The sequence below is a fragment of the uncultured Allobosea sp. genome, from assembly GCF_945956895.1.
Taxonomy (GTDB): Bacteria; Pseudomonadota; Alphaproteobacteria; order Rhizobiales; family Beijerinckiaceae; genus Allobosea.
In genome coordinates this window covers 180,038-192,341 of sequence record NZ_CAMFJF010000001.1, presented here as the reverse complement: position 1 = coordinate 192,341, position 12,304 = coordinate 180,038, and the positions used below count along the sequence as shown (strand labels likewise).

Sequence of the window (12,304 nt, the reverse complement as noted above, 5' to 3'; positions counted from 1 at the left end):
ACGATACTGCCCTCAGGCCAGCGCGCCCATTGCCGCGATCGGCTGGACGGGGAGACCGTCGAGCACCTTGGCGAGGCCTGCGGAAGCGACCTCCCCGCCCCGCATCGTCTCGTCGCGATGGATGCCACCGGCGATGAACAGGCTGTCGAATCCCATCAGCCGCGCCCCGGCGAGGTCGGTGCGGACGGCATCGCCGATCACCAGCACCTTGTGGGGCTCGACCGAACGGCCGCCACGGGCATCGGCAGCCGCCGCCAGCGCGAGATCATAGGCCGGGCGATAGGGCTTTCCGGCCCAGGCGACGGAGCCGCCGAGCTGCTCGTAGATCGTCGCCAGCGCGCCGGCGCAGGGCAGCAGGTCCTCGCCGACATGCACGACGAGATCGGGATTACCGCAGATGAAGGGCAAGCCGCGCCGGGCGAAGCGCTCCAGCAGCGGCCGGTACTGCTCAGGCGTCTCGGTGCGGTAGTCGTTGAGCTCGGTCGCGACGACGATATCGGCCCGCTCCTCATCGACGAGCTCGACATCGAGCCCGTCGAACACGGCGCGATCGCTCTGCCAGCCGATATGATAGGCGCGCTTGTGATGGCTCTGCGCGATCAGCGCGCGCGTCACGTCGCCGGAGGTGACGAGCCGGTCCCAGGCCTCGCGCGGCACGCGCTTGGCGTCGAGCAAACCGGCAACCTGCTGCGACGGCCCCGGCGCGTTCGAGAGCAGCGCCACCGTGCCGCCGCGCTCGCGATAAACCATCAGCGCCTCGCAAGCCGGCTCCAGCGCCCAGAGTCCGTCATGGACGACGCCCCAGACATCGCTGATCAGCACATCGTAGCGGGCGAGGAGATCGCCCGCCCGCTTCAGAACCGGAACACTCATCAGGAACGCGCCTCCGCGGCAATGCGCGCCTCGACATCGGCGCGGCGCGGCAGCGGCGCCACCGCGCCATAGCCCAGCGTCGACAGGGCCGCCGCGACATTGGCATAGGCGCCGGCGGCGAAGGCATCGCCCGTGCGCAGATACTCGGCGAGGAAGGCTCCGTCATAGCAATCGCCCGCGCCGGTCGCGTCGATCGCATCGACCTTGATCGGCCGGAAACGCTCACGCCGCACCGGCGTCGCCACCAGCGAGCCCTCATGGCCGAGTGTCAGCGCAACCACGCGCGCGCCGAGGCCGAGATAGAAATCGACGATGGCGTCAGGGTTGTTGAGGCCCGTGAGCTGCGTGGCGTCGTCGAGCCCCGGCAGGATGATGTCGGCCATGGCGCAGGCGGCATGGATGATCGCCTTGGCGCGGGTCAGCGGCCAGAGCTTGAGGCGCAGGTTGGTGTCATAGGCGGTGAGCACGCCGGCCTTGCGCGCGGTATCGAACGCGTCGAACACCGCGTCGCAGGCGCTGGCCGAGATCGCCTGGCTGATGCCGGAGGCCTGGATGATCCGGGCCGAGCGGATCAGGTCGCGCGGCAGGTCGCGGGGACCGTAGAGGCTCGCGGCGGAACCGGCGCGCAGATAGGAGAAGACATGGCCGGAGGGGCCGTGATCGACGAAATAGAGGCCCGTCGGCGCGCTCGGATGGGTCGCGACATGCGTATCGTCGACACCCTCGCGCTTCCACAGTCCGCGGATCGAATGGCCGGCGCTGTCGTCGCCGAGCGCCCCGAGATAACCGACCGACATGCCCTGGCGCACAGCGGCAACCGCGCAGTTCGAGGTATCACCGCCATGCCCGAACAGGAAGGCGCCGCTCTCGGCGCGGGTCGCGTTGAACTCGCCGAGCGGTTCGCCCAGGCAAAGAAGATCGAAGCGGCTGTCGGTCACGTTTCAAACCATTCAGATGGCATGGAATGCCGGGAAGTCCTGCCTTCCTAGAGCATCGAATGGCAAAGTGAAATCCGCGAGAGAGCAGACAGGATGCATTTCGGAAAAGCGCGGGTCATCCCGGACGGAGCGCAGCGAAGATGCGGGATCCATGCCTGAACCTTCGCCGGAAGCGCTCTGGAATGAATCCCGGGTCAAGCCCGGGATGACGCCGTGTTTCAGTGGAAAATCGGAAAACGCCGGTGGCCGCCAACCGCTGGCCGCGCCTATTCCGCTGCCTCGCGCTTCGGCGCTGCGCTCATGAGCCGATCCGCCAGCTTGACGATCTCCTGGCGCAGGGCCGCGTCGTGGGCTCCCGCGCTCCCGACCCTGCGCAGGGCCGAAATCTCGTCCATCAACTCGGCCCGGTCGGTTCGGGCCTGGGTCAACGCACCCTGGAGCGTCTGAAGCTCGGCTCGCAGCATCTCGACCTGGCTCTCGCGTTCGTTCTGAGCGTCCTGCAAGGTTGCGACCTCCTCCCGGTTTCGCCGCTCGACCGCCTCATGGTCATCCTTCGCGGCGGCCAGCGCCAAATCCAGTGCTCCACGGATATCCCTGGTCGCAGCATGTTCGGCCTGCTCCTGCCGAAGTTGCGTTTCGAGCTGCTGCGCCGCGACACCCACCGCGCTGGCACGGGCATCGGCAGCCGCAAGACCAGCCTCGGCCTGCACCGCCCGCGCGTCGAAGGCATCGGCCCGCACCCGCTCGCCATCACGCTCGCCGGTCATCGCGCGCAGCGCCGCCTCGCTCTGGGCGAGGCGTTTCTCGGTCACGGCGAGCTTGTCGGCAAGCTCGTCGCCCTTGGCCTGCAACACCATGATGCGGGTGCCGGCTTCGACCTGCGTGACGCGCAGCTTCTCGGCCGCATTGCGGCTCTCCGCCAGTTCCCGCTCGCGTTCCGCCAGCAGAGCCTCGATCCGCCCGACAGTCTCGCGCTCCCGCGCCAATTCGTCATTGCGCGTGTTCAAGTCTGCGCCCGTGCCGCTCAGGGCCGCGCGCGTCTCCTCGAGGCTGCGCTCCAGGCTAGCGAGATCCGCCACCCGCTTTTCCAGCGTCGCAGCGGTTTCAGCATGACCGGTTCGTTCGCTTGCGAGCACGGCTTGCGTATCGGCAAGCTCGGCGCGGGTCTGCGCCAGATCGTCCTCAAGTCCGCCGATCCGGGTGTCGCGCTCGCCAAGTTCGCGTTCCAGCCGCCCGATCGTCATGTCGCGCCGGCCGAGTTCCTGCATCGCGCCGGCCTTCGCGGCGAAGCCGCGCTCGGCGTCCTGCTCGGCCGAGCGCATGCGCAAGGCGAGCTCGGCGCGCAGATGGTCGCGATCGGCGGCGATTTCGGCAAGCGACAGCGGGAATGCAGCCTCGGCCCGCTTGCGCGCCAGCCTGTCGGCCCGCCGCGTCAACGCCGGCACGGCCGCCAAAGCCATGAGGGCGGCGCAGAGGAAGCCGAGCGCGAACAGCATGGCGGCTTCGATCAAGTCTCAGGACTCCCGACTATGGGCTGAGGTCGAATCTGCCATGACGGCGGCGTCATGGCCAGAGAGGGTAGCCCGGCAACCGAGCGCCACCTATCCGGCCACAGCCCCTGGCTCGACGGTCAGAACGGGTTCCAGGTCGCCTGCGGCGTGAACTTGAGATAGCCGAGATTGACGCCGAGCCGCCAACCGACGCCGGTGCGGATCGGCACGATCATGATGCCTTCCGCCGTCAGCGCAGTGAAGCCGAAGCCGCCGATGAAATAGGCCGATCCATCCACGCCGGCGAAACGCTGGTAGAGCGCGTCGACCACCGGCAGGTTGTAGACCAGCATCATCGTGCGTGCGCCCTCGCCGCCGAAGTCGAACCCGATCGACGGCCCCTGCCAGAACACCCGGCGGTCGCCGGCATTGCGCGTATAGAGCTGGCCCTCGCCGTAGCGCAGGCCACCGACGAAGGCACCGGAAGCTTCCTGACCGAGAACATAGCCGTTCGGCTCGCCCCAGCGGCGCACCGCCTCCTCGATCGTCAGCGCAAGGCCGCGCGACACGTTGCCGAAGAACTTGTGTCCGGAGCCGACGAGCTCGTTCTGGCTGAACGACTGCTGGTTCTGGTAATTCTGGGCAAGCGCGGAAAGCGGCACCCCGCTCAAGCTCGCGCCAGCCACGGCGAGACCGCCCGTGATCAGGTTGCGGCGGGTCTGGGTCATCAGCGACATCTCCAGGCAGGGCGCCAGACAAGGCAGAGCGCCGGGGCGGTTCGATCGTCCGTCCGCTCGGCACCTGCGGCGGCTGCACGGCAGCCGTCCCGGGATGGATGCGGCACGGACCGGGGGGCGGGCCGATCCTGGGCCATCCGCCGCCCGACCGAACGTCGAAGCGCGACGTTCGGCGAATGCGAATCAATTCGGTAACGAATTTGATACGCCGCAAATCTATCCAAGGCGTGAAGATTCCGGAGAGCCGTTCGGCCCGGGATGGGACCTGCCAGAGGATTTGATGCGATGAAGGCCGCAACAAGGCAGCGCTGGATCTCGCTCGCCGCTGGCTTCGTCTCGCTTCTCGCAATCGCCCCATTAGCTCTGGCCGGCACCCCGCAGGCGGCACCTGACGCGGCAGCCGCATCTCCATTCTCGACGCTGCCCTCCGGCCTGCCGGACCTGCCTTCACTTGGCGAAGTGATGCAGCGGGACCTGCGCACGGGCCTCGCCATCAATGGATTCGACCCGGTCTCCTATCGGCTGGGCCCGCAGCCTCTGGCGGGGCGCGTCGAATACGAGCTCATCCAGGACCGGTTCGCCTGGCGCTTCGCCTCGCAGGCCAATCTGGAAGCCTTCCGCGATGCGCCGGAAATCTACACACCCGCCTTCGGCGGCTTCGACCCGACCGGTGTCGCCAATGGCGTTGCCGTCGACAGCGACCCCAGCCAGTTCGCGGTGGTCGGATCGCGTCTGTTCCTGTTCCGCTCCGCCGACAACCGCCAGCGCTTCCTGCAGGATACGGGATTGCTGGCGCAGGCCGAAAGCCGCTGGAACACCGTCCAGCGCCTTATCGCCCACTGAAAGGGCGGAAGCTCAGCCGCCGCAATCTCCGGCGATGGCCTGGCGTGCCAGTGCTTCGCTCGACGCCGCCACGAACGGCGGGTTGCGGAATTGACGCTCGCTGCGGCCGTAGTCGGGCAAGGTGCCGTCCAGCGTCAACACGATCCCGCCCGCCGCCGAAAGGATGGCGTCGCCCGCCGCGATATCCCATTCCATCGTCTGGCCGCAGCGAACATGGATATCGGCCTCGCCCGAAGCGATCATCCCGAACTTCACCGCCGATGACATGGGGATGCCCTTGCTGCAGCACATCGAAGCCGCGATGTCGTCGCTGCGGCCGTCGCCATGGAAGCGGCTGACCAGCGCGACCGGCCCCTCGCCCGGGACAGTGCGCACGCTCGTGCGCCTGGCCTCGCCCAGAAGGATGCCGTCAGGGCCGAAATCCTGCACATAGGCGTGCGCGCCGGAGAACCAGAGCCGCCCCAGCGCCGGGGCTGCGATGGCCCCCGCGATCGGCCGCCCATCGCGTACGACGGCGATCGCGACGCAATAGCTGTCGCCGCCGGCGAGGAATTCGCGCGTGCCGTCGAGTGGATCGAGCAGGATGAAGATGGCGCCGGGCGCCGCGTTCTGCGCCGTCTCCTCGCTGACGATCGGAAAGCCGGGCAGCAAACGCGCCAGCGCCGCCTTGGCGGCGTGGTCGGCCGCAAGATCGGCGGAGCAGACCGGCGAACCGTCGCTCTTCAGCCGGACATCGCGCGCCGCCCGCTTGGCCAGCAGGACGGCAGCACTCAACCCAGCGGCTTCCGCAAGCTTGCGCCCCAGCCCGTCGCGATCACGCAGGCGGGGATCGTCATGGCCGATCATCGCGGCCCATCCTTCTCATAACCGCCCTCATATGGCGATTAACCACATGAAAACCAAGATAGCAGCATATCAAGCGATAACGGCGCCCCAATCCGGCGCCTCCCCGTTTCCAGGACCTCGCCCCCATGACCGACATCTCGCTCGAGCCGCTCGATCTGGCTGCGCTTCTGTGCAGCCGCGTCTGTCATGACGTGATCAGCCCGGTCGGCGCGATTGTCAACGCTCTTGAAGTTCTGGAGGAAGACGATCCCTCGATGCGCGACTTCGCGCTGGAACTGATCAAGAAGAGCGCGCGGGCCGCCTCCGCCCGCCTGCAATTCGCACGCCTCGCCTTTGGCGCGGCGGGTTCAGCGGGCGCAATGATCGATCTCGGCGATGCCGGCAATGTCGCCAACGGCTTCCTCAACGACGAGAAGCTCTCGCTCGACTGGGAGGCGCCGCGCGCGTTGCTGCCGAAGAACCAGGTCAAGCTGCTGCTCAACCTGCTGGTGCTGGCGACGCAGGCCGTGCCGCGCGGCGGCAAGCTCGTCTCGCGCGCCACCGTCGAGGGCGAGCAGGGCACCTTCGAGATCACCGCGACCGGCTCGCATGCCCGCATCCCGGCCCATGTCGAAGAGCTCCTGGCCGGCCGTTCGGAGACCGGCACGATCGACGCCCATGCCGTCCAGCCACTCTATGCCGGCATGGTCGCCCGCGCCGCCGAAATGGGCATCACCTTCGCCATCGAGGGCGACACGGTGACGATCAAGGCCGCCAAGGCGGCCTGAACGAAGCCGGCTTGAACGGTCGTTACCGGTCGAGGCACGATCTCAACCGATCATAAACCGTTCTCCTGCTTTAGTTCCTGCAGCGTTCCGCGTTGAGTGAAGTTCCTGCATGGACGAGCTGCTGCAAGAGTTCCTGACGGAGACCGGCGAGAATCTCGACACGGTCGATCGGGAACTCGTCCGCTTTGAGCAGGCCCCCAACGACCGTGACATCCTGCGGAACATTTTTCGGCTGGTCCACACGGTCAAGGGCACCTGCGGCTTCATCGGCCTGCCCCGGCTGGAAGCGCTGACTCATGCCGCCGAGTCGGTGATCGGGCAGTTCCGCGACGGCGCCACCGTCAAGCCCACCGCGGTGACCGCGATCCTCGAGACCATCGACCGGATCAAGGACATCCTCGCCGAGCTCGCGGAGAAGGGCCAAGAACCCGAGGGCAACGACGAGACGCTGATCGGCGAGCTTCTGGCCCTGGCCGATCGCGCCAAGGGGGAGCTCAAGCAGCAGCCTCCGGCGGACATTTCGCTCGACCCGGTTGCCGCCTACCTCGCCCGCCACGGCCAGACAGCGCCCGAGACGAGCGTCGAGGACATCGTCTTCCGCAGCGCACCGGGTCCGCAGCGCGGGCGCAACGGCCGGATCGAAGGCGCGGAAGCCCCCGCACCGGTCGAGGATACGCACAGCCCTGCACGCAGCAGCGCTCCGGCCACACTGCGCGTCAATGTCGATACGATCGAGCATCTGATGACGATGGTCTCGGAGCTCGTCCTGACCCGCAACCAGCTCCTCGAGGTCGCCAGGCGCCAGGAGGATGCCGGGCTCAAGGCCCCGCTCCAGCGCCTGTCGCTCATCACCGCCGAATTGCAGGACGGCGTGATGAAGACGCGCATGCAGCCGATCGGCAATGCCTGGTCGAAGCTGCCGCGTATCGTGCGCGACCTCAGCGCCGAACTGGGCAAGCGCATCGAGCTGGTGACGGAAGGCGCCGAGACCGAGCTCGACCGCCAGATCCTCGACCTGATCAAGGACCCGCTGATCCATATGGTCCGCAACTGCGCCGACCATGCGATCGAATTGCCGGCGGATCGCCGCGAGGCGGGCAAGCCCGAGCACGGCACAATCCGGCTCGCCGCCTATCACGAGGGCGGCTCGGTCACCATTTCGATCGCCGATGACGGACGCGGCCTCGACATCGAGCGCATCCGCGGCAAGGCCATCGCCAATGGGCTCGCCAGCGAGGCGGAGCTCGAACGGTTGAGCGACGGCCAGATCGGCCGCTTCATCTTCCATCCCGGCTTCTCCACCGCCGACAGCGTGACCGCGGTCTCGGGCCGCGGCGTCGGCATGGATGTCGTCAAGGCGAATGTCGATTCGATCGGCGGCACCGTCGATGTCGCCAGTCGCCCGGGCCTGGGCACCACCATCACCATCAAGATCCCGCTCACGCTCGCCATCATCTCCGCATTGATCGTGGTCGCCGGTGAGGATCGCTACGCCATCCCCCAGATCGCGGTGCGCGAGCTGGTCCGGGCCAAGGCCGGCGACGACAACCGCATCGAGGAGATCAACGGCGCCCCGGTCCTGCGGCTGCGCGGGCGCCTGCTGCCGATCGTGTCGCTGCCGGGCCTGATGGCCTCCGCCGGCACGCAGCATGCCGGGCGCGCGGATGGCGAAGGCTTCATCGTCGTCACCCAGATCGGCGAGCGGCAATTCGGTATCCTCGTCGACAGCGTCTTCCACACCGAGGAAATCGTGGTGAAGCCGATGTCGAGCAAGCTGCGCCACATCCCGCTCTTCTCGGGCAACACGATCCTGGGGGACGGCACCGTCGTGCTCATCGTCGATCCCAACGGCGTCGCGCGCCTGGTCGGGGCGGCGATCTCCGACGATGTCGAGGAGGAGCCACGCGAGGCGGCTGCCCAGGTGCATCGCGGCGAGCGCACGACGATGCTCGTCTTCCGGGCCGGTACCGGCAGCCTCCAGGCCTTGCCGCTCTCCCTCGTGACACGGCTGGAGGAGATCGAGGCCGGCGAGTTCCAGCGCAGCGGCAGCCGCACGCTGCTGCATTACCGCGGGCGCCTCGTTCCGGTGACGCCGGTGGCGGATACGCAATTGCGCGACCAGGGCATCCAGCCGCTGGTCATCGTCTCGAACGGCGATCTCACCGCCGCGCTCGCCGTCGAGGCGATCGTCGACATCGTCGAGGACACGTTCGAGCTGGAGATGGCAGCGGCGGAGGAGCGCGGCATCATCGGCTCCGCCATGATCCGCGGCCGCGCCACCGACGTGCTCGACCTCGCCCACTACCTGCCGCTGAACGAGCCCGGCTGGTTCGGTGTCGCGCGCGGCGCCGAACTCCCCGGCCGGATCCTGTTGGTCGAGCCTTCCGACTTCCTGCGCGACATGCTGAGCCCGGTCCTCAAGGCCTCGGGCCGGATCATCGCGACATTGTCGGATTTCAAGGAAGCCGGACTCGCCTCGGCCGGCGAGTCGATCATGCTCGCACTGCTCGATCTCGACCGCGACAGCGAGGCCGCCTTCGCCTTTGCCGCACTGCTGCGCGAGCGGGCCAAGGGCGAGCGCCTGCGCATCCTCGGCCTCACCACCTGCGCTACGCCCGACCTGCACATGCGCGCGGTTCAGGCCGGCCTCGACGACGTCGTCGCGAAATTCGACCGCCGTGCCCTGCTGAGCGAACTCAACACGGCCGGCGCCGACCTGAGGCATGCGGCATGATGGCGAACGAACCCCACATCCCCGAGCCTGCGGCAACCGGCTTCGGCGACTCGCTGGACTATGTGACGATCCGTGTCGGCGAGCAGCTCCTCGGCCTGCCGATCAGCCGTGTTCAGGACGTCTTCATCGCCAACCGCATCACCATCGTGCCACGCGCGCCCGACGAGATCGTCGGGCTGATCAACCTGCGCGGCCGCATCGTCACCGCGGTCTGCCTGCGCAAGCGGCTGGGGCGCCCGGTCGAGCTCAAGCTCGACAGCCAGGGCCGCCACGAGCTCACGGCGATCGGCATCGACCACGATGGCGAGGCCTATGCGCTCATCGTCGACGCCGTCGGTGAGGTCATCAGGCTCGACCGCTCGACCCTCGAACCGCTCCCGGTTCATCTCGATCGCGTCTGGGCGGCATTGGCGACCGGCATTCATCGCCTCGCCGACGAACTTCTCGTGGTTCTCGACCTCGATGCCGTTCTCGATCTCGACCTTCGCAGCGCAGCCTGATGGCGGCGCCCCAGTTCTGGAGCCAAAAGTCATGAAATACTGTCTCGTCGTCGACGACTCAGCGGTGATCCGCAAGGTGGCCCGCCGCATTCTCGAAGGGTTGCAGTTCCGTATCGCCGAAGCCGAGGACGGCGCGCGCGCCATCGACGCCTGCAAGGGCGAAATGCCGGACGCCGTCCTGCTCGACTGGAACATGCCGATCATGGACGGCTACGAGTTCCTGCGCACGTTGCGCCAGATGCCGGGCGGCAAGCGCCCCAAGGTGGTCTTCTGCACCACCGAGAACGACATCGCCCATATCGCGCGGGCCATGCATGCCGGGGCGGACGAGTACATCATGAAGCCCTTCGACAAGGAGATCGTGGCTTCGAAATTCCATCAGGTCGGATTACTCTGAGCCGGAACGCCTGCGATGCGCTCGCGCATCCGGCTCTTCCTGCCTGACATGTCTTCGTCGATACCGCCGGCTCAGTGAGAAACATCCCCATGTTGTCTCCGCGCGCGAATTCTGCAGCCCCCGCATCGCGGCACAAGACCGTGGTGATCGTCGACGATTCCGTCGTCGTGCGCGGGCTCTTCGCGCGCTGGCTGGGCGAGGCCGGCAATTTCCATGTCGTCGCGGTCGCTGGCGACGGCGAAACCGCGGTCGCCCATGCCACCCGCTTCAAGCCCGACGTGATGGTGCTCGACCTCGACATGCCCGGCGTCGACGGCGCAGCCGCCCTGCCCCAGATCCTCAGGGAAAGCCCTCATACCGGCGTCCTGCTCGCGGCGACGCTGAACGAGCGCAACACCCGCATCGCGCTGGAATGCATGACCCGAGGCGCGATGGACGTGGTCTCCAAGCCGGACAGCCGCAGCGGCATGACGCTCTCGCTCGATTTCCGCAGCGAATTCCTGCTCAAGCTCGGCAACATCGTCCAGACGCCGGTCAAGCCCGGCTCGCTGCCGCCAGAGACCGACACCGACCTGCCCCATGCCGGGCCGGTCAACCTGCGCCCGCTCGTCTCGGTGATGCCGCGCTATCTCGTGATCGGCGCCTCGACCGGCGGCCCCCGCGCCGTCGCCAAGGTGCTGTTCGACATCGGCGAGGGTCTCAATGACCTGACGACGGTCGTCGTCCAGCATATGCCGCCGCTCTTCACCGCCTCCTTCGCCGAGCAGGTTTCCAGCCATATCGGCGTCCCCGCCCGCGAGCCCTTCGACGGCGAGCGCCTGATGCGCGGCACCGTCTATATCGCGCCGGGCGGGCGCCATCTCGGCATCGACCGCCGGCTCGGCCATATCGTCGCGCGCATCGGCGACGAACCGCCCGTCAATTTCTGCCGGCCGGCTGTCGACGTGCTCTTCAGCGACGCGGCCCGCCATCTCGGCCCGGCCGCACTCGGTCTCGTCCTCACCGGCATGGGCAGCGACGGCACGGATGGCGCTGGCGCCCTGCGCAAGGCCGGCGCCGCCGTCATCGCCCAGGACGAGCCGAGCAGCACGATCTGGGGCATGCCCGGCTCGGTCGTCCGCGCCCGCCATGCCAGCAAGGTGATCGCGCTCGACGAGATCGGCGCCTCGATCCGCTGCCTCGTCCGCGGAGTGCAGCCGGTATGACCGAAGCCGATTTCGCCTTCCTGCGCCTCCTGCTGCAGCAGCGCTCCGGCCTGTCGCTGACGGCGGACAAGCGCTACCTCGCCGAGAGCCGTCTCGGCATCCTCTGCCGTCGGCGGAGCGTCGTCGATATCGAGGCGCTCGTCCGCCAGCTCAGGCTCGGTCGCGATCCCGACCTCGAAAGCGCGGTGGTCGACGCCATGACCACCAATGAGACGCTGTTCTTCCGCGATCAGACGCCGTTCAACCTGTTCCGGGACGTCATCCTGCCCGCGCGCCTCGCCGCCAACGCCGCCACCCGCTCGCTGCGCATCTGGTGCGCGGCCGTCTCCAGCGGCCAGGAAGCCTATTCGCTGGCCATGCTGATCGACGAGCTCGGCGACCGTCTTGCCGGCTGGAAGATCGAGATTCTCGGAACCGACATCTCCGCCGAGATTCTGGAAAAGGCCCGCACCGGCATCTACAGCCAGTTCGAGATCCAGCGCGGCCTGCCCATTCAGATGCTGCTCAAGCATTTCCAGCAGGTCGGCGACAAATGGCAGGTCTCGCAGCGCATCCGCTCGATGGTCGAGTTCAGGCAGCATAACCTGCTGGAGCGCAACGACCCGTTCGGCCGGTTCGACGTGATCTTCTGCCGCAACGTCCTGATCTATTTCGACGTGCCGACCAAGATGAAGGTGCTGGAGCTGCTGGCGCCGCGGCTGGTGCCGGACGGTGCCTTCCTGCTCGGCGCCGCGGAGACCGTGCTGGGGCTGGCGACGAAGCTCGTTTGCGACCCGCAGCATCGCGGCCTCTATCGGCACGCGTCGATGGCGGCGGCCCTCGCCACCTCCGCTGCGCCGGGCCTCCGGCCGCGCCCCGCCATTGCCGCCGGGATGCGCGGCTGATGCAGCCGATTTCTTGACGGAACAGCCCCGTCATTGCGAGCGCGGCGAAGCAATCCAGGGGGACTGGGTTCGAGCATTCAGCCCAGTCCC

At 67.8% G+C, this 12,304-nt stretch carries 12 protein-coding genes; 7 read left to right on the top strand and 5 right to left on the bottom strand.

Annotation, left to right across the window (positions count from 1 at the left end; genetic code table 11):
• Positions 1 to 12: 12 nt before the first annotated feature.
• The 4 genes from Q0Q02_RS00960 to Q0Q02_RS00945 form a co-directional block, all read right to left on the bottom strand.
• The gene (locus tag Q0Q02_RS00960; RefSeq protein ID WP_293806172.1) at positions 13 to 873 is read right to left on the bottom strand and encodes a TIGR01459 family HAD-type hydrolase; all 861 of its coding nucleotides are present in this window, start codon (positions 871 to 873) and stop codon (positions 13 to 15) included.
• Positions 873 to 1,811 carry a sugar kinase gene (locus Q0Q02_RS00955; protein WP_293806171.1) on the bottom strand — a complete coding sequence of 313 codons (939 nt, stop codon included), beginning with the start codon at positions 1,809 to 1,811 and terminating at the stop codon, positions 873 to 875. Before Q0Q02_RS00955 ends, Q0Q02_RS00960 begins: the two co-directional genes overlap by 1 nt.
• Positions 1,812 to 2,077: 266 nt before the next feature.
• Positions 2,078 to 3,322 (bottom strand): hypothetical protein, encoded by a 1,245-nt coding sequence (locus tag Q0Q02_RS00950; protein ID WP_293806170.1) that lies wholly within the window; start codon positions 3,320 to 3,322, stop codon positions 2,078 to 2,080.
• A 119-nt stretch (positions 3,323 to 3,441) separates the two neighbouring features.
• Positions 3,442 to 4,029, bottom strand: coding sequence for a DUF1134 domain-containing protein (locus tag Q0Q02_RS00945; protein ID WP_293806169.1), 588 nt, complete (start codon positions 4,027 to 4,029; stop codon positions 3,442 to 3,444).
• Between the two features lie 294 nt (positions 4,030 to 4,323).
• Between Q0Q02_RS00945 and Q0Q02_RS00940 the strand changes: the two genes are divergently transcribed.
• Complete coding sequence (locus Q0Q02_RS00940; protein WP_293806168.1) at positions 4,324 to 4,881, top strand: YHS domain-containing (seleno)protein; 558 nt, start codon at positions 4,324 to 4,326, stop codon at positions 4,879 to 4,881.
• Between the two features lie 12 nt (positions 4,882 to 4,893).
• Here Q0Q02_RS00940 and Q0Q02_RS00935 read toward each other — a convergent pair whose 3' ends face one another.
• A complete protein-coding gene (locus tag Q0Q02_RS00935) occupies positions 4,894 to 5,727 on the bottom strand; it encodes an inositol monophosphatase family protein (protein ID WP_293806167.1) in 834 nt (277 codons plus the stop codon).
• A gap of 125 nt (positions 5,728 to 5,852) precedes the next feature.
• Between Q0Q02_RS00935 and chpT the strand changes: the two genes are divergently transcribed.
• The 6 genes from chpT to Q0Q02_RS00905 all read left to right on the top strand — a co-directional run bounded on the left by chpT (position 5,853) and on the right by Q0Q02_RS00905 (position 12,214).
• Complete coding sequence (gene chpT, locus Q0Q02_RS00930) at positions 5,853 to 6,494, top strand: histidine phosphotransferase ChpT (protein ID WP_293806166.1); 642 nt, start codon at positions 5,853 to 5,855, stop codon at positions 6,492 to 6,494.
• Positions 6,495 to 6,603: 109 nt separating this feature from the next.
• On the top strand, positions 6,604 to 9,228 hold the full coding sequence (locus tag Q0Q02_RS00925) for a chemotaxis protein CheW (RefSeq protein ID WP_293806165.1): 2,625 nt from the start codon (positions 6,604 to 6,606) through the stop codon (positions 9,226 to 9,228).
• A complete protein-coding gene (locus tag Q0Q02_RS00920; RefSeq protein WP_293806164.1) occupies positions 9,225 to 9,728 on the top strand; it encodes a chemotaxis protein CheW in 504 nt (167 codons plus the stop codon). Before Q0Q02_RS00925 ends, Q0Q02_RS00920 begins: the two co-directional genes overlap by 4 nt.
• 31 nt (positions 9,729 to 9,759) lie before the next feature.
• Positions 9,760 to 10,125: a PleD family two-component system response regulator gene (locus tag Q0Q02_RS00915; protein ID WP_038359309.1), complete on the top strand. Its 366-nt coding sequence runs from the start codon at positions 9,760 to 9,762 to the stop codon at positions 10,123 to 10,125.
• A gap of 89 nt (positions 10,126 to 10,214) precedes the next feature.
• On the top strand, positions 10,215 to 11,330 hold the full coding sequence (gene cheB, locus Q0Q02_RS00910; protein ID WP_293806163.1) for a chemotaxis-specific protein-glutamate methyltransferase CheB: 1,116 nt from the start codon (positions 10,215 to 10,217) through the stop codon (positions 11,328 to 11,330).
• Entirely contained in the window at positions 11,327 to 12,214 is an 888-nt protein-coding gene (locus tag Q0Q02_RS00905) for a protein-glutamate O-methyltransferase CheR (protein ID WP_293806162.1), read from the top strand. Before cheB ends, Q0Q02_RS00905 begins: the two co-directional genes overlap by 4 nt.
• Positions 12,215 to 12,304: the final 90 nt, after the last annotated feature.